This is a genomic window from Hyphomonas atlantica corrig. (assembly GCF_000682715.1).
Classification (GTDB): Bacteria; Pseudomonadota; Alphaproteobacteria; order Caulobacterales; family Hyphomonadaceae; genus Hyphomonas; species Hyphomonas atlantica.
Genome location: NZ_AWFH01000034.1, coordinates 195770 through 219473, shown reverse-complemented (window position 1 = coordinate 219473; position 23704 = coordinate 195770). Strand labels below are relative to the sequence as shown.

Genomic DNA, 23704 nt, shown 5'->3' with positions numbered 1-23704 from the left:
CAGACCCGATGAAAAAAGTATCTGCCAGATACACGACCGTCGCCATCATCCTTCATTGGGTGATGGCGGCCCTCATCCTGTTCATGATCTGGCTCGGCTGGAACATGGATGGCAACGAAGCGCGCTATCAGCTTCACAAATCCATCGGGATCACATTGCTGTTCCTGACAGTCACGCGGATCCTCTGGCGCGCCGCGAATCCGCCGCCGCCCTTGCCGGAAGAAATGCCCGCGCACGAGAAACTGGCATCGCACCTAGTCCACATGGCTTTCTATGGCCTGATGCTCATCCTGCCACTCGCAGGCTGGGTACTTGTCTCGACCTCCAAGTTCAAAGTGCCCACCGTTCTGTTCGGGTCGATCAGCTGGCCGCACCTGCCCGCACCGGATTTCCTGCGTGGCGAAATTGCTCACACGATCATCGAGACCATTCACTCCAAAGGGGCCTGGCTGCTGATCATCCTGTTGGTTCTGCATGTCGCAGGAGCTGTGAAACATGAAATTGGCGGTGAGGATGGCGTACTGAAGAAAATGCTGCCGGGCCTGTTCGGAAAGCCCGCCGCACCGAAAACCGCTCGCGGCTATGTACGCGCGTTCGGTGTTTCCGCTGTCGCCTTCGCGCTGATCGCGCTCATCCCGCTGGCAACTTCCGCTCCATCCGGAAGCTCAGAATCCTCAAACAATGACTCTTCGGCGACGACTGACGCGCCGCTGGAGCCAAATTGGGACGTCAACTACGACGCCTCTGAAATCCGCTTCACCGGTATCTATGATGGCAACGAGTTCACCGGCACCTTTGGCAGCTGGACGGCCGATGTAGAGTTCTACCCGGACGACCTCGCTTCATCGCAAGTTCTGGTCATGGTCGAAACGGCGACAGCTGACGCTGGCAAGAAGCTCTACAATGACAGCCTGAAAGGGCCGGAATGGTTCGACACGAACACCTTTCCGACTGCGCGCATTCGTCTGACAGACTTCCAGGAAACCGGCGAGGGCTACACCGCTGATGCCGTCATCACGCTGAAAACAGAGCTGGTCACCATCCCGCTCACCTTCACGCTGGATATTGACGGCGACACAGCACGCCTCGATGCCTCCGCGGTGATGAGCCGAAAGGCCTTCAATCTCGGCCAGGCGTCTGATCCGGCAGCAACATGGGTCGGAGAAGATATCACCGTCACGGTGACTGGGACCGCGACCCGCAAATAGTGCAGCGGCGGCTTCCGGGGCCGCCGCGCCAATGCTAAGTCCCGCGCATGACAGCCATCGCGCCCATCAGTTCCGGCCCCATCGACCTTGCGATCAGCTTCCTGCGCAAGGGCGGTCTCGTCGCCATGCCGACAGAGACAGTCTACGGGCTGGCCTGTGATGCGGCGAACCCTGACGCCGTAACCCGCCTTTACACGGCCAAGGGCAGGCCGCGCTTCAATCCGCTGATCGCCCATGTCGCAAGCCTCGACATGGCGCAAAAGGAAGCGGTCTTCTCCGAAGCGGCGCTCGCGCTGGCAAGCGCCTTCTGGCCAGGTCCGTTGACGATCGTGCTTCCCGTCGCGCCAACGGGGACCGTCTGCGACCTTGCCCGCTCCGGCCTGGAGACCATTGCCCTCCGCATGCCGGCGCATCCCGGCGCGCGCCAGTTGATCTCCGGCTTCGGCCGTCCTGTCGTCGCGCCGTCCGCCAACAGGTCAGGGCATATCAGCCCGACCCGCGCGGATCACGTCAAAGCTGACCTTGATGGCAAGCTGGATCTGATTCTGGATGGCGGCCCGTGCAAACAAGGCATCGAGTCCACCATTGTGTCCTTCGTCGGCGACCGCCCCGTCCTGCTTCGAGCTGGCGCCGTTGAAACCTCCGCACTTGAGGCTTTCCTCGGCGCTCCGCTTGCCCGTGCGGGCGAGGAGGACGGCATTACTGCGCCAGGTCAGTTGAAAAGCCACTACGCGCCAAATGCCCGCATGCGCCTCGACGCCGACGCCCCTGAAGAAGGGGAGGCCTGGCTCGGCTTCGGCTCAGACACCCACGGCGGCGCGAATTTGTCACCAGAAGGAAGCCTCTCCGAAGCGGCGGCAAATCTCTTCGCCATATTGCGCCAACTCGATGCGGTGGCTGACAGGATCGCCGTAGCCCGCATTCCCAATGAAGGTCTGGGCGAAGCCATCAATGACCGTCTCGCGCGCGCCGCTCATCGCGACTGACCCAATACCCCACTGTTTGGTCATCGCATTCACGCTTCAGAATGGTTAGATTGTCCCACATGACACAGCTCAGCCCCGACTTTCTCTCTGCCGCAAAAAGCCTGCTCGGTCCGAAAGGGTGGAGCACGGAGGCAGAAGACCTCGAAAAGGTCGTCAGCCCCTGGCGCGGGACCTACAAGGGCGAAACACCGTTCCTCGCGAGGCCTGCGACAACCGTCGAGACGGCAGAGTTGGTGAAGCTCTGCAATCAGCACGGCGTTGCGATCACACCGCAAGGTGGCAATACAGGTCTGGTCGATGCAGGCACGCCCCACGGCGAAATTTGCATTTCCATGCAACGTATGAATGCGGTTCGGTCGCTGGATGCCTTCAACAACTCAATGGTCATCGAAGCAGGCGCGCCACTCGTCACTGCGCAGCAGGCGGCCGAAGACGCCAAACGGCTCTTCCCGCTCTCGCTCGGCTCTGAAGGCACGGCAACCATTGGCGGTCTTATCTCTACCAACGCTGGCGGTGTAGCGGTGCTGCGCTATGGGATGATGCGAGACCTGATCCTCGGGCTTGAAGTTGTTTTACCTACCGGCGAAATCTGGAATGGCTTGTCCGGCTTGCGCAAGAACAATACCGGCTATGATCTCAAGCAGCTGTTCGCAGGCGCGGAAGGCACGCTGGGCATCATCACAGCGGCAACCCTCAAACTCTTCCCGCAGGTGCAACGCGCCAGCGCCTGGGTGACCTGCGCGTCTACGGACGATATCGTCAAGCTGCTCGCTCTTGTCCGTGATCATGCGGGCGACACTGTGACCAGTTTCGAGATCATTCCGGCAAATGCCGTTGCCATGGTGCAGGCAGACGTACCGGACACGCGCGACCCGTTACCTTCGGACCTGCCATGGCGCGTGTTGATGGAAGTTTCCATGTCGCGGGAAGATCATGCCCGCGACGTACTGGAAGGCGCACTGGCGTCGGCCTATGAATCCAATCTCGTCGCCGATGCCGTGATTGCCGAAAGCGTCGCGCAGGCCGATAGCTTTTGGCACATTCGCGAAACCATCCCGCTTTCCAAGCGCGCCTATGGCACAGCGCTCAATCAGGATATCTCCGTTCCGATCAGCCGTATTCCGGACTTCATCAAGGCCTGCAATCAAGCGGTGCTTGAGCAAGTGCCAACAGCGGAGTTCGTGATTTTCGGACATGTGGGTGACGGGAACCTGCATTACTCCGTCTGCGAACCGGGCAATGCGGCCCAGCCTGTTCTGCGCGGACAGGATGCGGCAGTGTTTCGTATCATCTATGATCAGGTGATGAGCTTCGACGGCTCCATCAGCGCCGAGCATGGCGTCGGGCGCCTGAAGCGGGACGAGTTGGAACGTATCCGCCCCAAGGCCGCCACCGAAACGATGCGCGCCATCAAGCGCGCACTCGACCCGGCCAATATCATGAATCCCGGCCGCGTCATCAACACCTGATTTCTGCTTGAGTTCGCTGGAAATGCCGATAGCCTTCCCTCGGAAGGGGAGACGTATCTTATGCGCTACACGATTTTTACGCTGGCACGCTGGCACTGACGACTGCTTGCAATCAGCCTTCGCCGCCCATGGCCGGAGGGCCGTGCAGCTATGAGACGTCCGTCATCACGGCAATTGTCACGGAAGTCGATGAGGATGGCGCACTGTTTGAGGGCGATGACGGAGAATTCTGGGTCTCTGACGAATATCTTGGCAGCCTGCCGGAAGTCGGTGAAACCCTTACTCTGAAGCGCGACCAGATTACCGAAGGCACATGCACACCGGAAATGTATTGGGTTGTGGATGCTGACACCAGCGATCAGGACTAGTCTGCCCCATGAAACCGCCCAACAGCGTCGAAAGCTTGTCAGAGTTCGGACGCACACGTTTGTCAAAATCCTTTTTCATGCGCGACTTTCTGTTTTCGGATATCGCTGCAGTTCATGGCTTTTCAAACGCCCCCGACGATCCCGACCTTGCCATCGCGGCTGGCACGAAGCTTTGCACGGAACTGCTAGAGCCCCTGCAGGACGTATTCGGTCGCATTGCCATCCGGTCCGCCTACAGATCTCCTGAAGTCAATGGTTTCGGAAACCAGATGCAGCGCGAAAGGAAAAAGGGCTACAATTGCGCATCGAATGAAAGCAATTTCGGACACCATATCTGGGATCGCCGCGACTCAAACGGGCATATGGGCGCGACGGCCTGCATCGTGATCCCCGCATTTTATGACGCGTTTCATGCAGAAGGGGACTGGCAGAAACTGGCTTGGTGGATTCACGACCATTTGCCTTACTCAACCCTGTACTTCTTCCCGAAACTCTGGGCCGTGAACATTCAGTGGCATGAAAAACCGGAACGCAAGATCGACAGCTATACCAAGCCCCGCGGGCGCTTGACTGACCCGACCAAACCGAACCATGCTGGATCACATGAAGCAGACTGGACCGCGCTGAAAGATGTATTCCCGAACGCTTGACCTAGCTGAGCGCAGCAGCAATCTGGGCATGAGAGGCAAACACGCGATGTGCGCCTGCTGACAACAAGCGCTCTCCGAGGCCTGCATCCGCGTGACCGCCACCAACAAACCCCCAGGCCGTCATTCCGGCGGCACGTGCGGCCTTCACGCCGTTCACACTGTCTTCAATCACGACACAATTTTCGGGGCGCGCATTGATTTGCCTTGCCGTATAGAGAAACAGGTCAGGCGCAGGCTTTCCGTTTGTGACCAGGTCGGATGAATAAACATGCGGGGCAAACGCCGCATGGAGCCCGGTCAGCTGAAGCTTCCGCACGAGCTTTGCCGCCTCTGACGAGGAGGCCACCGCTATTGCGCCCGCAAATGCGGCGACTGCGTCCAACACGCCTCCAATTGCGGTCAAATCGGTCTCGAAGCGACGCCATATCTGCGCCTGCAACTGGTCCGCAAAATCCTCCGGCAACGGACGTCCATTGGAAATCGCGTCTGCCGCAAGTGCAGCATGGAAATCCCGATTGTGAAGCCCGACAAAACGCGACACGAACGTCTCAAACGGATAGTCCAGCCCCCAGCCAGACAGCATCTCCCGCTCTACGGCAATGGAAATTGTCTCGGAATCGACCAGCACGCCATCACAGTCAAAGATCAGCGCGTCCATGCCGCTCGTTTTCCTAACCACGACGCCCAAACAAGCGTTCGATATCCGCAAGCTTCAGTTCCACATAGGTGGGCCTGCCATGATTGCATTGCCCGGAATGTGGAGTGGCCTCCATCTGACGAAGCAGCGCATTCATCTCTTCACCGTTCAGACGACGCCCGGCCCGGACCGATCCGCGGCATGCCATGTTGCCCATGACTTCCTCAAACCGCTCCTTGAGCGCTAGACCCGCATCATACTCCGCAAAATCGTCAGCAAGGTCGCGGATCAATCCCATCGCATCCATCTCACCGAACAGGGCCGGGGTCGCCCGCACACAGATCGCCCCTGAACCGAATGGCTCGATCTCCAGGCCAAGTTCAGCCAGTTCCTCTGCACGCTCCAGCACCCGGGCGGCCTCATCCTCAGAGAGCTCCACCACATCTGGAATCAGCAGCGCCTGTCGTTTCACACCGCCCGCCGCCATCTGGCGCTTCATGTCTTCGTAGACGAGGCGCTCATGCGCAGCGTGCTGGTCAACGATGACAATTCCATCTGCCGTCTGTGCGATTACATAGGTCTCATGCAGCTGCGCCCGTGCGACACCGAGCGGAAAGTCCGGCTGCGCCCCATGCGTAGCGCCTGCATCGGGCTCAACCCGCGCCGAAGGTGCCGCATCGTGCCGGTAGATCGGCGGCGGCGCTTCACTCAGACCATGCATATGGGGCGGTGGTGTCTCCATGCCAGAAGGCGGAAGCGGCTGATCCAGATCCGGTCCGACCGGCTGGCGATAATAGGAAGAGGGCGACGCCTGACGCTCCGGCGCGGACGGGACCGACCAGAGATTGGGCGAGGTCGCCTCTTCAATCTTAACCTTGCCGAGCGCATAGTTCGCCACCGTGGTCGAGGCGCGATGTCCGGCGGCGGCAAGCGCATGGCGCAGTGCCCCAATCATCAGCCCCCGCACATTCCCGGCGTCGCGGAAGCGTACTTCGGTCTTCGCCGGGTGCACGTTCACATCCACATATTCCGGATCAAGGTCCACGAACAGCGCTGCGAGCGGATGCCGGTCCCGCGCAAGAAAATCCTGATAGGCCGCGCGGATCACGCCATTCAGCATGCGGTCCTTAACGGGCCGTCCATTCACGAACAGGAATTGCATCTGCGCATTACCACGGTTCAGCGTGGGCAGCCCTGCAAAGCCGCTAAGACGTACACCTTCGCGCTCGGCATCAATCTCCAGCGCATTCTCGCGGAAATCCCGTCCCATGATGGCGCCCAAACGGGCAAGTTGACCAGACGCACCTTCAGCCTCGGCGCCGTATCTGAGCGAGTTGCGCCCGTTATTCTCCAAAGAGAACGCGACATGCGGATTCGCCATCGCCAGACGCTTGACCGTATCCGTCACGGCCATGCTCTCGGCGCGCTCGCCTTTCATGAACTTCAAGCGGGCGGGGGTTGCGTAAAACAGATCGCGCACCTCGATCCGCGTGCCCGTTTCACCGCGCCCCGTGAAGGCCGCCGGGCGGGGGCCTTCCATTCGTCCCGCTTCGACAAAAACTTCGGCAGCATCCTCACCCGCCGCACGGGACGAGATGCTACACCGGCTGACTGACGCAATTGACGGCAGCGCTTCGCCCCGGAAGCCCATCGTATGGATGTTCAGCAGGTCAACACGCCCGCCCGCATCCGGCACGAGTTTTGAGGTTGCATGCCGTTCCAGCGCGACCAGCAAATCGTCGGCGGACATGCCACAGCCATCATCCTCGATGATGATGCGCTTCAGGCCTCCAGCCTCGATCGAAATAGAAATGCGCCGCGCACCTGCGTCGAGCGCATTCTCCACCAATTCCTTAACCGCTGCTGCCGGGCGCTCAACGACCTCGCCCGCCGCGATACGGTTCACGACGTCGGGGGGAAGTTTGCGAATTTCCGGGCGGGATCGAAGGGAATCAGCCATCTGCTCAGGATAACGCGGTGCAGGGGCTTTGTCCCTGCCCCGCCTCAGACACCTGCTTGTATGACAGCATCTGCCATCGGGCGTCCAGTTGACGCAGGCCGGTTGCTTTACGCTTGGTTACCCCACAAAGTGCGGCTGGATATATCCTGGAGCCCTATTCTCTCATGAAGACGACTATTTCCCTCGCTTTTGCCTCCGCACTTCTGCTGACAGCCTGCGGAGGCTCTGATGCGCCCGCATCGGACGCAGCCCCGGCAGCACCGCAAGCTGAAGCCCCCGCTGCATCCACTGCCCCAGAAACAACGCCTGCCGCGGTCACCGAAGCGGCTGCCGATGCAACGTCGCCATTCGCCGCCCTGCCCGCGCCGTACAACACGGCCGATTATGCGCGCGGTCGCCGCACCTGGAAACTCTGCCAGTCTTGCCACATCACCGCCGAAGGTGGCGGACACCTCGTCGGACCAAACCTTCACGGCCTGTTCGGTCGCGAAGCTGGCGCGCTGGAAGACTTCACCTATTCTCCCGCACTTCAGGAAGCCGATTTCACCTGGACCCCGGATCAGGTGGAACATTGGCTGGAAAACCCGCGCACTTTCCTGCCCGGCAACCGCATGACGTTTGCAGGCGTCCGCAAGCCTGACGACCGGATCGCCGTGGTTGCCTATTTGATGAGCGAGACAGGATACGTGCCAGAGGCCGCCCCTGCAGCGGAAGAGGCCCCTGCCGAATAGGGGAGCGACAGGGGAGAGTCAGCGCCGGAAGACGATGGAGAGCAACACAGAATGCTCATCAAAGTCTCCGGCGAACTCTTCCCGATATCCGACAGCCAGGTCTGCCCAATCGAAATGGTAGCCTAGCTTCGTCTCATACTTGTTTGAATCAGCAGATTTGTTGCCGCGCTCGATCCAGAGTTGCTGGCTGAGGAAGATGCTGCGCCAGAGATCGACACCATAGCCAAACTCTGCGCGTTGCCGTGCGCAGCCATCTTCATGCCGGATCGTGACGAGATCCGCGAACGTGTAGAAGTTTCGTCCGCCGCGCACACCGGACAGGCCGCCGCTCACGCGAAGCTCAGCGCCCCATTCATCGCACGCAAACACGCCGCCCAGAGAATTGCCGTGGACCACACCGCCTTCAACGCCCACAGCCCACCCCTTATGGGAGACGAGCTGGCGGCGGAGCGTGCCGCGCCAGAATTCCTTGTCGAACTGACCGCCAAGTTCATAGGCGACGGCCTCTGACTTCGCCGTGACGGTCCAATTGCGCGCAAAGCCATACTCGCCGTACAACTCAACCCGGTTGCCACGAATGCCTTCGAGCTCTTCCTGAGTGATCGTAGCAGAAGCATACCAATCGCCAGGTGCCTGAGCCCATGGCCCGGCAAATGCCACGTCTGGCCAAGCCAGCACCAATCCCAATACCCCGAACGCCCTCATTCAATTGGGAATAGCAAGAAATCACCGGTTGAAAACCACTTTCTTTCTCGTTGCGCGCATGAAAAAGCCCTCGCGGATCAAGACGAGGGCTCTTGTCAGTGTATCTTCGATCCGAGCCTTAGAGGCGGAAACGGATCTGGTCAGACCAGAAGCGCTCCAGGCGCGAGATGGTCTTGTTGAGTTGCGAAAGGTCATCCGGACGGACACTGGCGGTTGGCTCCAGCGCGCCAGCCTGCTTTTCAAACAGGGCCTCTACGCGCTTGCGCACTTTCAGGCCGCGCTCGGTAAGGCTCAGCGTCACGGTGCGCTTGTCATCCTCAGAGCGGGTCTGGATCAGATAGCCGCCTTCCTGAAGCTTCTTGACGTTGTAAGACAGGCTTGTTCCGGCAAAAGCACCGCGGGCACGCAGAACGGAAGCCGGGGCTTCACCTTCGCCAATTTCGTACAGCAGCAGCGCCTGAACGCCTGTCAGCGACCGTTCGCCACCGCGCTCCAGATCGTCCTTCACAACATCATGAAGACGACGGTGCGCCTGTTCAAGCAAAGACAAAGACTTCAGGAAAGATTCGCCCAACGAAGAGTTCGCAGTTTCCTGCGTTTCAGCAATCATCATTTTCACCACCACTCAATTATTCACTCAACTTTTGTTGTAGTTTGAGTAGAAGTACATGATCATTCCTAATGAATTGATAAGCATACCCTTTCTACAAGAGTAGAAGGTTAACAAACGGCCGAATACATTAACCGTTACTTTTGCGTAACGAATTGGGCCCGCCTGCGATGTTCAATATTGAGCGTATTCGTTCAGGCGAACGCGTCTGCGGCGCTGTGGCCCTGATATTTGGGGCTCGGGCCGTGAACATTTTCTTCAGCCCGGCTGTCGATCAACATGAAGACAAACACGACGAGGCCACCGACATACGGAATGAAGTTCAGCAGATACATCCAACCGGACAGATCCTGGTCGTGGAACCGCCGCACGGTTACAGCGATGCCGGGAATGATGTTGTAGAGCAGCCAGAGCCCGGTGAAGAGCGGCAGGAAGTAACCATCATCCGCATCTTCAATTCCAAAGATCGAGAGTGTCAGGATCGTATCCAGAATAATCGTGACAATGAATGCAAGTAGATAGAAGAGAATATAGCCCCAATACTCCTGACGGCGGGCGCGGCCATTGAACTGGAAATAGTTCTTCGAAAGAGTTCTCAGGAAATAGGTCCAGATGCCGTCACTCTTCACTGCCGGTGTGTGAGCATAGGCTGGCGCGGCATATGTCGCGGACGCCGCCGCCCGTTGAGGCGCCGAAGCGGCTGGCGCAGGTGTATCAGCCGCCGCCTTCAGCATGTAGATGTCGCGCGCCTCATCTCCCATGCCAATGAAATCCACCACATGGCCTTGAGCCAATCGGCTGTCGTCACGGACCTGCGCCTGCGAGAAGCGATAGCGCTGGCCATCATCACCAAGGATGATGCCGAGCCCGTCAGCCGTGTCTGCTTTCAATACTTGCCCGCGCATGGTCACTCCTGATCAGCCATTTACCCAGAAGTGTGAGTACTCTGACCCGGCGGTAAAGCTCAATCCCCGAAGGTCAATTCATCGGGGCCAAGCGGCTCGAAATACTTGGCGATGTCTTCGTCGCTGACATCTTCGAGCCGTGAAGGCCGCCATTTCGGATCATTGTCCTTGTCGATGATCACGGCGCGCACGCCCTCAAGGAAGTCATGGCTTTGCACCTTGCGCCACCCGATACGGTATTCCATGCGCATATTGTCTTCGAATGTCGCCATCTTGCCGCCTTCACGTACCTGGCGTAGCGCAACCTTCACGGTCTCCGGGGATTTCGTGCGCAGCGTGGCGACCTGCTCGGCGGCCCAGTCATCGCCATTGGCCTCAAGCGCTGCAACAATCTCTTCGGCAGTGTCCTTGGCAAAACATGTATCGATGACATCACGGTGCGCCTCGAAACTGCCGGGCGGCACGGCATGGGTCAGTCCGCGCAGGATCTCGTTCAGCATCTCGGCAGCGCCGACTGAGAAATCGGCGGCGTCGATCTGCTTCTTTAGGTTCGCAATCAGTTCCGATGGCAAGTAGTGCGTCGCAACGCGCGCCGCGGCGACGTCACTGCCCTTGAGGCGCGCGCCGGTCAGCGCCAGCCAGGTACCGAGTTCGCCGGACAGGCGCGGCAGGAACCAACCACCCCCGACATCAGGAAACAGGCCAATTCCGGTTTCGGGCATGGCAAACAGGGTGCGCTCGGTCGCCACGCGGTGCGAGCCATGCACAGACAAGCCGACGCCTCCACCCATGGTCACGCCATCCATTACGGCCAGCACAGGCTTCGGGAACGTCTTCAGCGCGGCGTTCATGCGATACTCGACGTTGAAAAAGGCACGCGCCTCGCTGGCATCGCCGGCGCCGCTTTCGGCCAGCATGCGAATATCGCCGCCTGCACAGAAGCCACGCGTATCGGCTTCATGGTCAATCATCACAAGATAGACAGTCGGATCGTCGGCCCAGCGCTCCAGCGCCGCCAGAATTGTCTCGCACATTGGAGCATTCAGCGCATGCAGCGCCTTTGGACGCGTCAGCGTGATGCGGCCCACGCCGCGACGGACGCTGACCGATACCTCATTCGACATAGTCTATCCCTTCGTCTCCGCCAGCCCTCGCTGGTCTCGTATCTGCGACACTACCCCTACAGGCGTCGGGCCGCCGATCAAGCCCGGAGCGAAGGCTCCTGTCAGCGCGGGGTCAATGCAGAGCACAGCCTTCCAGCGTGATACGATGCATGACGCGCCGCTGGCCGTGATAGTCATTGAGGGCCCAGTGCCAGGTCGCGCGATTGTCCCAGAACGCAACCGATCCGGGCTGCCATTTGAACCGATGCGCAAATTCCTGCTGCATCGCATGCGCGTAGAGTGTGGAGAGCAATTCCTTCGATTCCTCTTGCGCCATGCCGACGATACCGGTCGTGAAGGCTGGATTGACGTAGAGCGCCTTCTTGCCGCTGAGCGGGTGCGTGATCACGATGGGATGCGTCACGTCTTCCAGCACATCTGCGGCCGCCGCATTGCCAATCCGGTTCCCGCCCGCATCGGTTGTGTTGTAATAGGTCTCCCTTCCGGTCCCGAAGATATGATGCGCAGAATGAACGGCTCTCATGTCTTTCAGACGCGTTTTCATATCCTCGTCCAGGGCATCATAGGCGCGGCACATGCTGGCAAAGAACGTGTCCCCACCGGTTTCTGGCAGGTCACGCGCAACGAGGATCGAACCCATCGCCGGCTCGACATCGTAGGAATGATCCGTGTGCCATCCGCCACCGATATTGTCTCTCTGGTCTTTCTCTTTCACCACCATCGCGATCTGCGGATGCTCGGGGTGGGCCGCGAAGAACCGATTCACATTGATCGGAGCCCAGCGCTCGGCAAACCGGATATGGTCCCGCTCGGTCAGCTCCTGATCCCGGAAGAAGATCACCCCATGCTCTGCATAGGCTGTGCGGATATTCTCGAATTCATGTTCGGTGAGACGACGCAGATCGACGCCGGTAATCTCTGCGCCGACGCCGGGCAGTTCCTCGATGTTCATGCTTTCCTCCCGTCGGGCCTTTTGGCCTCTATACGGGAAGTTTACAGCGGCTCACCAAAACGGGAAACGCCTTCCGCAAGGGAAGCATCACTGGAGAGGCCCAAGCACCGTATTGCAATGCCAGCACGATTCCGCACTGCCAGCCCCAATCGGGCTGCCCGGTGGAATGTCCACCGCTGACGACGACGGCAACGCAGCAGGTGACGGCCGATCCAGATGCGCCGCGATACGACGGCCAAGCTCAGCGCGCACAGCAGTGTCGCTGGCCGCCATCCGGCGCTGACGTTTCGAGAGTCGGTCTTTCAGCGAACTCAGATACGCATTTGTCTGAGCTACCGCCGCGGGCGTCGCTGCTGATGATGCAGACAGTTCAATCAGGGTAGAAACATAGCGGATTTGCTCCCGGTGGAGAATGCCCGCTTGTCTTGGTGTCTCCGCACCAACGAACAGCGTCGCCTCGACCTTGGCGAGAACCTCGCCATAGCCAAGCGCGCCCGCATCTCGTCGCTGCGTTTCAATCAGGCGAGCGACACGCTGGGGATGAAAGAGCGCACTCAAAGTCTGCGACGCGGACGTATCCGCTGCCGTCAGCAGGTCAAACATCGCGCCCGTCTCGCCCGGGAAATACTCGGCCCCCGCACCCGCGCCTCGGAAAGACACAAGCGGCGGCGTCAACAGGTCGAGCGTATCGTTCGGCAGGTCCAGCACCACTGGGTCGAGCGTCGCCACCAGCGCGTCCAGCGCTGCGCGTTGCTGACTGGCCGGGACCGGCGCACCGGCGGCATCCGCCTCACCGGTTTCGGCATAATGGAACTCATACCCGCCAATCATCTTGGCGGCCGCATTCACCTGATACCGATGGTAAAGGTAGATCGGCACGATCACCGCGCGCAGGCGTGAGGTCGGCTCCCCGGACTGCAACACGTTCAAACCGAAGTTTTCCAGTGCGACATCGCGCACCTGCATCACATTCAACAACGACGCGACGGGGTCTGCGCCATTGTCCCAAACGCTGGCATAGGGATGCGCCGTACCGACGCCGCGCCCTTGCGGATCATCAATATAGCGCAGCCCGCTGGCGCGTGCGGACTCAAGCAGGGCGTCCCCCGCCGCATTCTCGTCGACACCTTCCGGATACTGCCGATAGAGCCACATCGTGGTAACCTTGTCCCACTCACCGATACCCACATCATAGGCAGCGGAGAAATCGAGATCACCGCCCTGCCCGACGCGCACGAATGGCGCGGGATAATCCATCACCGAAGCGCGATCATTCGACGACGCCGCGAAATTATGCGCGAAGCCGAGCGTATGGCCCACCTCATGCGCCGACAGTTGCCGAATGCGTGACAGCGCAATTTGCACGGGATCATTCGCCTCGCCTGTGCCGGTCTTTTCCGCGCCAGCAAGACCTTCGAAGATCATGCGGTCCTGCCGCACGCGCTGACTGCCGAGGATAACGTTTGCCTTCAGCATTTCGCCCGTACGCGGATCGGTCAGGCCGCCCCCATAAGACCAGCCACGCGTCTGGCGGTGCACCCACTGGATCACATTGTAACGCACGTCCAATGGATGCGCGCCCTCTGGAAGCACTTCAACACGGTAGGAATCGGGGAAGCCCGCCGCTTCAAAAGCGTCGGCCCACCAAGACGCCCCCTCAGTCAGAGCGTCGCGGATTTCCTGCGGTGCCCCTGAGTCGACATAGAAGACGATCGGCTCTTTCGCCGGGCTGAACTCTGCGGTCGGGTCCTGTTTCTGCAGGCGAAACCGGCGAGCAAAGGACTGGCCGACTTGCCCGGTCAGTGGCGCAGAGAAATCATAATAGCCGACGTCAATCGCGCCGCTGCGCGGATCGAACATGCGCGGCGCGTAACCATCATCCGGCAAGCGCACGAGCGAGGTGTGCTGCACAAGGGTCACGGACCGCGCATCCGCCGCCGTCGCCCAGACTTCTGCTTTTGGTTCATCACTGGTCAGCGTCAGGAAGGCGTCTAACTCGACATTATCGGGAAAGGCCAGCGCAGCCGACACATCCGGCATGGACAGATCCTTTGACACCTGAAACGCGCCGCCCTTGGGGTGTTGTTTCAGGGTGGCGCGCACATCCATCGTGTCGCGCGTCAGATAGGTCGACAGGTCCACCAGCAATTCGCCCTCAGGCCCGGTGCCGAGGATCTCACCCGACCAGACAAAACTCCGCGCAAAGGAATCCCTCACCGCCTTGCGCTCCAGCGGATTGTCCGCGCTCGCGCGATAGGCCCAGTTCTCGATCTCCGCAACGACCTTCTCACCAACCTTGCGGAAGGCCACGATCTCGCCGGCATTGGCGCGTCCCCGGTCTAGGCCGATCGGATTGGAGCCGAGGCCCGCCGTCAGCCCCGTCGCCTGAATGGCGCGAAGGGATACGCCGTCTTCATCAGGCTTAGGCAGCGCGACCAGAACGCGCCCGCCTTCCGCATCGAGGTAAAGGTCAACAAAGCCGTCCTTGTAGGCCAGCGCCGCGGTCTCTTCCGACCAATCGCCCGTCTGCGCCCATGCAAACGGCACGAACAGCGCCGCAACCAGCGCCAATCCAATTCCCTTCAATCCCCGCACGCGACACCTCTTCCGAGTTCGTTAAGTTCGATGGCAGATTGGAACGTATTTGCGCTCACCTCAAGTCACTTACCCTATTGCCCCAATCCACACCCCCTTTGGTTGATTTTATCTAATATCTTTGGTAGCATTCAATGATAGATCGGCGATGGAGCAGGTGGTGGTTGATGTAAAAGCGGAACTCTTAGTTGACTTGGGACTGAACGAAAGCACTCCAACCCTACTGTCGAACTCGGTGGATATCGACGAGAGTTTAATTTCGCTGGAGGCTGCCGACTTTCTTCAGAATACCGACTTATTAAAAGCTCCTCCTAACGCTGATGATTTAGGGGAACTGTTAGTAAGTACTTATGAATTGTCGATCGAAGCGGCTGCAAAACTCAAAATACCAGTCATTGGAAGCGTGTCAGGAGGCGCGGCGCGGAGAGTTGTAGTTTATGAATGGACCCGCTTTAAAGAAATCGAAGATGACGGTGGTGGTTTCGACCGCTGGGGATACGCTATACGATTTTGCGTGACTGTGAGTAAGATCAATGCAGATACATCTATTGCTCTGCCGTTCATCGCAGCTGAAGCGCAACTAGGGCGATTAGAAGCTAGTTGGACCATGCAAGTAAGAGGTCTTCAAGGTCCCAAAATTGATGGCGCCGTCCTCCCACCAGAGTCGTTGGACGTCGAAACATTCTTTCTTGCTCGGCAAAGTCTCACAGATGTTGTTGCTGCATTATCTGATAGCAAAACAAAGATCACACCCGTCTATTTGTTAAGAAAAAATCCACCTACAGACGCGGACGAATACTCTATCATCACCAAGAAAACGTTCATAGTTGCTGCACTTGCCAATGAAAGAAATTCAAACTGGGTCTTCCACAAGCTCGGAGGAAGCTCAAATTCGAACATATCCGAATTAATAGAACAAGTGTACGCTGACTTTGAAGCTGAAATGGGCCAACGACCCAATTCCGTTGCAGTCGCCAAGGCAAAAAGAGCGTTAGACGGCATCCAACTCCGCAATGTCTAATTCAACCCATAGAGTTTTTAATCGTTCAGCCCGCCAGTTCAGCCATCACAGGTCTGCGTATCGCGCATGATGCCGACCTTTGTCACCTTGCCGCTCTTGTTGTCGACGCCGAAATAGATGTCGCTGTAGTCGTAGAGTGTCTCATCGCCCTTGGTGACAACGCATTTCGGCTTGCCATAGGCCCCGCGCGCCAGGATCTGCTCCGCGCCGGTCCCGACACCTATATCCGTGCGATAGCGCGGGTCACGCGCGATGATCCAATAGACCTTTTCATCCGCTGCGATGACGAGGCCATCATAGGTGTAAGTCGTTGCACGCGTGCCTTCGATGGGGGTCGTATGGCGCGGCGTGCCCTTCACGGCAAACAGCTCGATCAGGCTCATGCCTAACTCGACCTCTCCAACGCGCTCACCCCGGACGATTTGATTGTCATTCAGATTGGGCGGCGCACTGGCACACGCGCCCAGCACTGTAAATCCGGCCACAACCGACAGCTTACGGACCATACGCATTGCGGCCCCTCCTGTTCCTGCACTCTACCAGGACTCAAGAACACCGCAGCCACCGCGCCTTGTCCAGACACGGACGGCATGAATTCAGGCTCCGCACACGCGAAAACGCTATAAATATCGGTAATGTTCGGGAAATTGCCCGAAAGGCCTAGTCCTTCAGCATATCCCGCGAGATGATGACGCGCATGATCTCGTTCGTGCCTTCCAGGATCTGGTGCACGCGCAGGTCCCGCACAATGCGCTCCACGCCATAATCGGCCAGATAGCCATATCCGCCATGAATCTGCAGCGCGTCATTGGCCACCTTGAACGCCGTGTCTGTCACGAAGCGTTTCGCCATCGCGCACCAGCGCGTCGCATCCGGCGCCTTTCGGTCCAGCCGCCCGGCAGCCTCATACAGCATTACCCGCGCGGCCTGCAGCTCGGTCTCCATATCTGCCAGTTTGAACGCCGCGTTCTGAAAGCTCGCAATCGGCTTGCCGAACTGCTCACGCTCCTTGGCATAGGCGACCGCCTTGTCGAGGGCCAATTGCGCCCCGCCCAGCGCGCAGGCGGCGATATTCAGCCGGCCGCCATCCAACCCGGCCATCGCAAAACGGAAACCGTGGCCTTCCTCGCCAATCCGGTTTGCGGCTGGCACGCGCACGCCATCCAGAATGACTTGCGCGGTTGGCTGGTTCTTCCATCCCATCTTGCGCTCATTCGCGCCAAAGCTGAGGCCGGGCGTGTCCTTCTCGATGATGAAGGTAGAGACCCCCTTTGCGCCATCATCAGAGGTGCGCGCCATCAGCACATAGACATCGGACGTGCCCGCGCCGGAGATGAATTGCTTCGTGCCCGTGATGACATAGTCGTCGCCCTCGCGCACCGCCCGCGTCTTCAGGCTGGCGGCATCCGAGCCTGCGCCCGGCTCTGTCAGGCAGTAAGACGCGATCAGCTCCATCGAGGTCAGCCGCGGCAACCAGGCCTGACGCTGCGCATCAGAACCGAACGTGTCGATCATCCAGCTCGCCATATTGTGGATCGAGATGAACGCCGCCGTGGACACATCCCCATAGGAAAGCTGTTCGAAGATCAGCGCCGCATCGGTGCGCGTCAGTGCGCTGCCGCCCACGTCTTCCGACACATAGATGCCCGCAAAACCAAGTTCTGCGGCCTGTTTGATCACATCCACAGGAAAATGGCTGTCGCGGTCCCAGGCCTCGGAATGGGGCTGCAATTGCGCCTCTCCGAACTTCCGGGCCATGTCCTGGATCATCAATTGTTCGTCGGAAAACAAAGCACTCATTGTTAATGACTCGTTTTTTCGCTTAATAAGTTTCAAACGGAATTGATTGAGCGGCACATAAAGTCAATGCAACAGGCCATCACAGCATATGGAATCGACGACGCGCGCGCGTCGGATGTCGACGCGCTGATCGACGTGGATTGTGCCGCCAGCACGCTGTTTGCGCCCACGGGCCTGTTGTCTGAAGAGGCGCTGAGCGATCATGTCCCCGCCGAAGTGCTCACCCACGCCGCGGACACGGGCGACCTGTTCACAGTCCGCGCCGCCGAGGGCGAACCGGTGGGATTCGCGCTCGTCTCCCCGCGGGGCGGCACGCTCTATCTGGACCAGATCAGCGTTCACCCGGACCACGGACGCAAGGGGCTTGGCGCGGCGCTGCTGGGCCGTGTCGTGGATGAGGCCAAGAAGCGCAAGATCCGCCGCATCACGCTCTCCACTTTCCGCGACCTGCCGTGGAACGGCCCCTTCTATGCCCGCCACGGCTTTCGCGAGATCAAGCGCAATGACATGGCCGAGTGGATGCTGGAACTGGAACGCATTCAGGCGCAGGATCTGGACATCACGAAGCGCTGTTTCATGGTGCGTAAACTTGGCTGGTTGTAGACGCGCCGTTTTTCCATCATTGAGACTCGCATGACCCATTTTCCCCAGGCCTTCCCGGCCACCCGCATGCGCCGCCTGCGTCAGGCACCCTGGATTCGCTCGCTCGCTGGCGAGAACGTCCTCACCCCGGCAGACCTGATCTGGGCCGTGTTCGTGCATGATGGCGAAGACCGCATGCCGGTCGGCTCCCTGCCCGGCATTGACCGGCTGAGCGTGAAGGACGCCGCCAGGGCCGCCATTCGCGCGCGAGAGCTTGGCATCCCGGCCATTGCGCTGTTCCCCTATATCGGCGCGGACGGCAAGGACGAGACCGGCTCTGGCGCGCTGGACCCGGACGGGCTTGTCCCCCGGGCCCTGAAGGCCATGAAAGATGCCGCGCCGGAAGTCGGCCTGATCACCGATGTCGCGCTCGACGCCTATACCAGCCACGGCCATGATGGCCTGCTGGATGAAGACGGCACAATCCCGAATGATGCGACCACGGAAAAACTGGTCCAGCAGGCGCTGGTCCATGTTGGCGCGGGCGCCGATATCGTCGCGCCGTCAGACATGATGGATGGGCGCATCGGCGCGATCCGTACCGCGTTCGAGGAGGAAAACTTCACCAACCAGATGATCCTCGCCTATGCCGCCAAATATGCCAGCGGCTTTTACGGCCCCTATCGCGACGCCATCGGCTCGGCCACCGCGCTGAAGGGCGACAAGAAGACCTATCAGCAGGACCCCGCCAATTCAGACGAGGCCCTGCGCGAAGTTGCGCTCGACTTGGCCGAGGGCGCCGACATGGTGATGGTCAAGCCCGGCCTTCCGTATCTGGACATTGTGCAGCGCGTCAGCTCCACCTTCGGTGTGCCGACCATCGCCTACCAGGTCTCCGGCGAATACGCCCAGATCAAGGCCGCCGCCCAGAATGGCTGGATCGACGGCGACCGCGTCATGATGGAGTCGCTCATGTGCTTCAAACGCGCCGGCGCCAGCGGCGTGATCACGTATTTTGCGGAAGAGGCGGCGGAGAAATTGGGCGGGTAGCCTTACGCGGACTCATCCTGAGCGAAGTCGAAGGATGCGAGGGACACAGCGCTCATCTCTTCACCCCGCCAGACGCAGGCGCTTCGGCTGGTCCGGCAGCGTCGCGGCGCGCTGGCTGATCAGAACCGAAGCGAGGATGATGCCGGTGGCCGCCACCTGGCCGGGGCTGAGCGCCTGACCGAGAAACACCCACCCCAGCACCACAGCGGACACAGGGCTGAGAAAGCCCAACGTCGAGATGGCCGACGGCGCGATCCGGTCCACGCCGCGAAACCAGACCGCATAGGTCACCGCCGCGCCGATCAGGCTGAGATAGGCCATGCCGCTCCAGTTGCGCGCGGTGAAGACCGGCACATCCGGCTCGAACACCAGCGCCACCGGCACCAGCAACAGGCCGCCCGCCGTCAGCTGCCAGGCCGTGAAGGTTAGCAGCGGCACGGGTGGACGCCAGCGACGGCTCATCACGGTGCCGCCTGCCATGGCGACAGCCGCGCCGATCCCTGCCGCGATGCCGACCGGGTCCAGCGCCGCCGTCGGCGTCAGCAGGAGCAGCGCGACGCCGCCCATGCCAAGCACCGCCGCAAACACGACCAAGATTCGGATCGGGATGCCCAGCATCAGGCGGGACAGGAACACGACGGCCAGCGCCTGCACCGCCCCGACCGTGGCCGCAACACCGCCCGGCAGGCGATAGGCTGACACGAACAACAGGGCCCAGAAGATCGCAAAGTTCAGCGCGCCCAGTACAAGAATGCGCACAATCCAGTCCCGCTCGGGCAATTGCCGCACCAGCAGGAGAAGCAGCAGCCCCGCCGGCAAGGCCCGCAGCGCCGCTATCGTCAGCGGAATATCCGGCGGCAGGAATTCGGTAGTGATGATATAGGTGCTGCCCCATATGACGGGCGCAGTCGCTGTCAGCAGGATATCGGATTTCGTTGGCATGGTGAGGGTTCTCGGGGCAAATCGGGACGCAGGATCGGCCTTGTCAGTGGTCTGAATTCAGCGGGAAGGCGACCGGGCGCATGGGGGCGGCATCCGCGCCGCGCAGCTTGAGAGATCCACCGACAAAGGCGAATTCGAACACTCCGTCCCGTGCCAGGTCTTCGAGGAAGACCAGCTCCATGATCGGCACGCCCATTTGCGCCAGCAGATAGGTGTGCAGCGGCACGTAATTGTTTTCGATCTCGGACGGAAACGCCTCGAAGCTCAGATTGTCCGCCCCGAGGATCATCGCGCCGCCCTCTTCGACAAGGAATTTCGCAGCCTCCAGGCCGAGGCCCGGCGGGTTGGCCATGTAGCGTTGGGCCTCTTCATAGACCTGCATCCGACCGGTCCGGATCAGCACGACATCCCCGCTGCGAAGATCCGTACCCTGCCGGTCAAGCGCAGCCTCGATGTCGGCCCGCGTGATACGGTAACCATCCGGCAGCATGTCGAGGCCTTTTGCGGCGGCGACATCCACCAGCACGCCGCGCGCCACGATTGGCGGGATCGTCTCGGCGCCGGTCTTCATCCATCCCCGGTCGCCCAGATGTTCCTCGGCGCGGAAGCCATTGTAGATTTGCCCGCCAATGCCGAAATGGTTGAACGCGTCGATATGCGTACCGGTATGTGTGTACATGGAAATAGCCGAGCCGGTGTAACCAACATGCCCATTCATCTCCCGGCCCACGCCCATCGGATCGTCGATCTCCGTGCCATGTGGCGTGTGGGTCATCCAGATCTGGTAATGCGGGTCCCCCGCAGCCTGCCAACTCGGCATGCCGACAAAATAATCGACTGAAAGATCATAGACCCGCTCGGCAGACACGCGGGACATAATGTCGGCGCGCGAGGCGGGCGTGATCAAATTCAGTCGACCGAGTTCATCGTCCGCGCCCCAGGGGCTTTCGCCCACATGGTTCTGCGCCGAGGCGACGCCGCTCAAGGTCGATCCCACTAACAGGGAGGCCAGGATGTGTTTGATAGTCCGAAAGCTCATGTCAGGCTCCTGTGTCTTCGCTTGGCGGGAAGTTGGAGCTTTTCGTGTCAGGTGATAATTGCTGATATTATCGAAAGACTATTTCCTTTGGGTGGACAATGGACCGTTTCTCCAGCCTCACGGTGTTCCGGCGCGTCGTCGAGCGCGGCAGTTTCAGCGCCGCCGCGCGTGACCTGAACTATTCCAATGCAGCTGTCAGCAAGATGGTGAAGGATCTCGAAGCCGAGCTTGGCGCGCAGCTGATCGTGCGCACCACCCGGTCGCTGCACCTAACCGAGATCGGCCAGACCTATTTCGACCAGGTGTCGGACCTGCTGGACGGGCTCGCTGCGGCCGATGAACAGGTCCGCGCCGACACCGGCACGCCGCGCGGACGGCTCCGGATTGCGGCGCCCATGTCCTTCGGGCTCGCCACGGTGGCGCACATGCTGCCGCGCTTTGCGGCGCGCTATCCGGACATCCGGATCGATCTGGTCATGAATGACCAGTTCGTTGATGTCGTCGATGGGGGATTCGACCTGGCAATCCGCGGCGGTGCGTTGGCGGATTCCAGCCTCAGGGCCCGCAAGCTGCTCGACATTCGTCGCATCCTCTGCGCGGCGCCAGACTATCTGTCCCGCCACACACCGCCCGCCACACCGAAAGACCTCGTCCACCATGCCTGCCTCGTCTATTCCGGGGCACAATCCCCCGACATCTGGCATGTGCACAACGGCGCGGATCAGGCCGCCATCCCGGTCAGGTCCGTGTTTCGCGCCAACAGTTCGCTGGCTGTGCGCGAGGCCGCCCGGTCCGGCCTTGGCATTGCGCTGGTGCCGGACCTCTATGTCCGCGATGCATTGTCGTCTGGCGATCTGGTCCGGATACTTCCAGATTGGGACGGCGCGCCGCACGCTCTGTTCGCCCTTTATCCCGCCCATCGTGAGCAATCCCTGAAGCACCGGCTCCTGATCGATTTCCTCGTCGAGGAATTCGCCGGGCTTACATCGGCCCGAGCCTGACGCGATTGTTCGCTCGTGGTGAAGAGTCTTGTTCCGCGATGGCCGCTTTTGCCGCGTGCGCCAATGCTTAGTTTGGCCTCTAGTCAATCTGGAGAACCCCATGCCTATACTTGTTTCCATCGTCTACCATTCCGGCTATGGCCACACATCCGTCTTGGCCCGGAGCGTTGAGTCCGGCGTCGTCGCCACGGACGGCGCTGACCCGCACCTCATCGATGTCACACAAATGACCGACCGGTGCTGGGAAATCCTGGAAGCATCCGATGCCATCATCTTCGGTTCGCCCACCTATATGGGCGCAGTTTCAGGCCCCTTTAAAACCTTCATGGACAAGACGTCCGGCATCTGGTTCCAGCGAGGCTGGCAGGACAAGCTCGCCGCCGGCTTTACCGTGTCCAGCTCACAAGCCGGCGACAAGTTCGCCACGCTCAGTCAGCTTGCCACGCTGGCCGCCCAACACGGCATGCTCTGGGTCAGCCTCGGCCTTGCGCCAGGCAACAACGCCTCCACCGCCTCGATCAATGACATCAACCGGATAGGCGGATCTCTAGGCGTAATGGCGCAGGCGAATGCGGATCAGGGCGGGGATGTTGCGCCGCCAGCGGCAGACCGGGAAACCGCCCGCCTGCTGGGTCAGCGCGTTGCCGGGCTGGCGGTCCGGTTCGCCCAGGCCGCCCAGCTCGAAGCTGTAACGATCTGACGGCTTATTCCGCCAATCCCTCAAAATATCCCATCAGCATTTGCAGCGTCAGCTCCCTTGCGCGCTCTGGCGGTTTTCCGATCAGTGTACCGAGGGAGGGGCCGAACAGGCCGGTGCCGAGGGCGAGGGTAACGCTCATCAGGATCATGTCTTCGGCAAGCTCTGACGGGATGCCGCCCTGCGAGATCTTTTTCTGCGCGACATCCCGAACCGCCTCGCGCACCACGGTCAGGCGGCTGGTCTCGTCCGTCAATTCCAGCCAGGCGGCAAGCCGCGCCGCGCCGCGTGACTCCAGCGCATCGAACAGGGTCTTCAGGCCCTCGGCCCGCGCCTTTGCCGGGGCATCGACGGGAATTTCGATAGCCATGATCGCGTCCACAAGGTCTGCAATCATCCGCTCCATGAGGGCTTGCTGCACGGCGTCGATGGAGCCGAAATGATGCAGCACGGTGGCATTCGCCACACCCGCCGCCTTGGCCACATCCGCCAGGCGCAGCGTCTGCGGCCCCTGTTCCACGAGCAGCGTCTCCGCCGCCGCAAGGATATTGGCGCGCGATTCCTCCGGCGTGCGACGGATTCGGGGTGAGGTGTCTTTTTTCTTTATTGACATTTTTGTCAGTAGTGTTACCTGTTGCGACAAGACGATTGCCAGTTCTGTACCAGAAAGCA

The 23704-nt window shown here is 60.2% G+C and carries 24 protein-coding genes; 11 read left to right on the top strand and 13 right to left on the bottom strand.

Going from position 1 to position 23704, the window contains the following annotated elements; genetic code table 11:
- The first annotated feature begins 8 nt into the window (after positions 1–8).
- The 5 genes from HY36_RS12465 to HY36_RS12445 all read left to right on the top strand — a co-directional run bounded on the left by HY36_RS12465 (position 9) and on the right by HY36_RS12445 (position 4681).
- Positions 9–1208, top strand: coding sequence for a cytochrome b/b6 domain-containing protein (locus tag HY36_RS12465; RefSeq protein WP_035553267.1), 1200 nt, complete (start codon positions 9–11; stop codon positions 1206–1208).
- Positions 1209–1255: 47 nt separating this feature from the next.
- The gene (locus HY36_RS12460) at positions 1256–2194 is read left to right on the top strand and encodes an L-threonylcarbamoyladenylate synthase (protein ID WP_035553265.1); all 939 of its coding nucleotides are present in this window, start codon (positions 1256–1258) and stop codon (positions 2192–2194) included.
- Between the two features lie 59 nt (positions 2195–2253).
- Positions 2254–3663, top strand: coding sequence for an FAD-binding oxidoreductase (locus HY36_RS12455; protein ID WP_035553263.1), 1410 nt, complete (start codon positions 2254–2256; stop codon positions 3661–3663).
- Between the two features lie 128 nt (positions 3664–3791).
- Positions 3792–4031 carry a hypothetical protein gene (locus HY36_RS12450; protein WP_035553260.1) on the top strand — a complete coding sequence of 80 codons (240 nt, stop codon included), beginning with the start codon at positions 3792–3794 and terminating at the stop codon, positions 4029–4031.
- Positions 4032–4039: 8 nt separating this feature from the next.
- Positions 4040–4681, top strand: coding sequence for a hypothetical protein (locus HY36_RS12445; RefSeq protein WP_035553257.1), 642 nt, complete (start codon positions 4040–4042; stop codon positions 4679–4681).
- 1 nt (position 4682) lies between these two features.
- On the opposite strand, the gene HY36_RS12440 is transcribed toward HY36_RS12445, so the two are convergent.
- The gene (locus HY36_RS12440; RefSeq protein WP_035553254.1) at positions 4683–5339 is read right to left on the bottom strand and encodes an HAD family hydrolase; all 657 of its coding nucleotides are present in this window, start codon (positions 5337–5339) and stop codon (positions 4683–4685) included.
- Positions 5340–5352: 13 nt separating this feature from the next.
- On the bottom strand, positions 5353–7278 hold the full coding sequence (gene mutL / locus HY36_RS12435) for a DNA mismatch repair endonuclease MutL (protein ID WP_035553250.1): 1926 nt from the start codon (positions 7276–7278) through the stop codon (positions 5353–5355).
- Between the two features lie 164 nt (positions 7279–7442).
- Between mutL and HY36_RS12430 the strand changes: the two genes are divergently transcribed.
- Positions 7443–8009, top strand: a complete 567-nt coding sequence (locus tag HY36_RS12430) for a c-type cytochrome (protein WP_035553247.1) — start codon at positions 7443–7445, stop codon at positions 8007–8009.
- 18 nt (positions 8010–8027) lie between these two features.
- Here HY36_RS12430 and HY36_RS12425 read toward each other — a convergent pair whose 3' ends face one another.
- The 6 genes from HY36_RS12425 to HY36_RS12400 form a co-directional block, all read right to left on the bottom strand.
- Entirely contained in the window at positions 8028–8714 is a 687-nt protein-coding gene (locus tag HY36_RS12425; protein WP_155841899.1) for a hypothetical protein, read from the bottom strand.
- Positions 8715–8832: 118 nt separating this feature from the next.
- Entirely contained in the window at positions 8833–9327 is a 495-nt protein-coding gene (locus tag HY36_RS12420; protein ID WP_155841897.1) for a MarR family winged helix-turn-helix transcriptional regulator, read from the bottom strand.
- A gap of 191 nt (positions 9328–9518) precedes the next feature.
- The gene (locus tag HY36_RS12415; RefSeq protein WP_051602763.1) at positions 9519–10229 is read right to left on the bottom strand and encodes a DUF805 domain-containing protein; all 711 of its coding nucleotides are present in this window, start codon (positions 10227–10229) and stop codon (positions 9519–9521) included.
- A gap of 59 nt (positions 10230–10288) precedes the next feature.
- Positions 10289–11353, bottom strand: a complete 1065-nt coding sequence (locus HY36_RS12410) for an enoyl-CoA hydratase/isomerase family protein (protein WP_035553240.1) — start codon at positions 11351–11353, stop codon at positions 10289–10291.
- A gap of 112 nt (positions 11354–11465) precedes the next feature.
- Positions 11466–12305, bottom strand: a complete 840-nt coding sequence (locus HY36_RS12405) for a TauD/TfdA dioxygenase family protein (RefSeq protein ID WP_035553237.1) — start codon at positions 12303–12305, stop codon at positions 11466–11468.
- Positions 12306–12392: 87 nt separating this feature from the next.
- Positions 12393–14900 (bottom strand): zinc-dependent metalloprotease, encoded by a 2508-nt coding sequence (locus HY36_RS12400; RefSeq protein ID WP_035553234.1) that lies wholly within the window; start codon positions 14898–14900, stop codon positions 12393–12395.
- A gap of 160 nt (positions 14901–15060) precedes the next feature.
- Between HY36_RS12400 and HY36_RS12395 the strand changes: the two genes are divergently transcribed.
- Complete coding sequence (locus HY36_RS12395) at positions 15061–15921, top strand: hypothetical protein (RefSeq protein ID WP_206741196.1); 861 nt, start codon at positions 15061–15063, stop codon at positions 15919–15921.
- 38 nt (positions 15922–15959) lie between these two features.
- Here HY36_RS12395 and HY36_RS12390 read toward each other — a convergent pair whose 3' ends face one another.
- Entirely contained in the window at positions 15960–16433 is a 474-nt protein-coding gene (locus HY36_RS12390) for a hypothetical protein (RefSeq protein ID WP_035553230.1), read from the bottom strand.
- Between the two features lie 148 nt (positions 16434–16581).
- On the bottom strand, positions 16582–17721 hold the full coding sequence (locus HY36_RS12385) for an acyl-CoA dehydrogenase family protein (protein ID WP_035553227.1): 1140 nt from the start codon (positions 17719–17721) through the stop codon (positions 16582–16584).
- A 66-nt stretch (positions 17722–17787) separates the two neighbouring features.
- Here HY36_RS12385 and HY36_RS12380 point away from each other — a divergent pair, with 66 nt between their 5' ends.
- Together HY36_RS12380 and hemB are read left to right on the top strand one after the other, a co-directional pair.
- Entirely contained in the window at positions 17788–18324 is a 537-nt protein-coding gene (locus tag HY36_RS12380) for a GNAT family N-acetyltransferase (protein WP_051602762.1), read from the top strand.
- Between the two features lie 30 nt (positions 18325–18354).
- A complete protein-coding gene (gene hemB, locus HY36_RS12375) occupies positions 18355–19353 on the top strand; it encodes a porphobilinogen synthase (RefSeq protein WP_035553225.1) in 999 nt (332 codons plus the stop codon).
- Between the two features lie 60 nt (positions 19354–19413).
- On the opposite strand, the gene HY36_RS12370 is transcribed toward hemB, so the two are convergent.
- Together HY36_RS12370 and HY36_RS12365 are read right to left on the bottom strand one after the other, a co-directional pair.
- Entirely contained in the window at positions 19414–20295 is an 882-nt protein-coding gene (locus HY36_RS12370) for an EamA family transporter (RefSeq protein ID WP_035553222.1), read from the bottom strand.
- A 43-nt stretch (positions 20296–20338) separates the two neighbouring features.
- The gene (locus HY36_RS12365) at positions 20339–21334 is read right to left on the bottom strand and encodes a cyclase family protein (RefSeq protein ID WP_035553218.1); all 996 of its coding nucleotides are present in this window, start codon (positions 21332–21334) and stop codon (positions 20339–20341) included.
- Between the two features lie 98 nt (positions 21335–21432).
- Between HY36_RS12365 and HY36_RS12360 the strand changes: the two genes are divergently transcribed.
- Together HY36_RS12360 and HY36_RS12355 are read left to right on the top strand one after the other, a co-directional pair.
- A complete protein-coding gene (locus HY36_RS12360; RefSeq protein ID WP_035553216.1) occupies positions 21433–22335 on the top strand; it encodes a LysR family transcriptional regulator in 903 nt (300 codons plus the stop codon).
- A 100-nt stretch (positions 22336–22435) separates the two neighbouring features.
- Positions 22436–23035 (top strand): flavodoxin family protein, encoded by a 600-nt coding sequence (locus tag HY36_RS12355; protein ID WP_035553215.1) that lies wholly within the window; start codon positions 22436–22438, stop codon positions 23033–23035.
- A 4-nt stretch (positions 23036–23039) separates the two neighbouring features.
- Here the strand turns inward: HY36_RS12355 and HY36_RS12350 are convergent, their stop codons facing one another.
- Positions 23040–23645, bottom strand: a complete 606-nt coding sequence (locus HY36_RS12350) for a TetR/AcrR family transcriptional regulator (protein WP_035553212.1) — start codon at positions 23643–23645, stop codon at positions 23040–23042.
- Between the last annotated feature and the right edge of the window lie 59 nt (positions 23646–23704).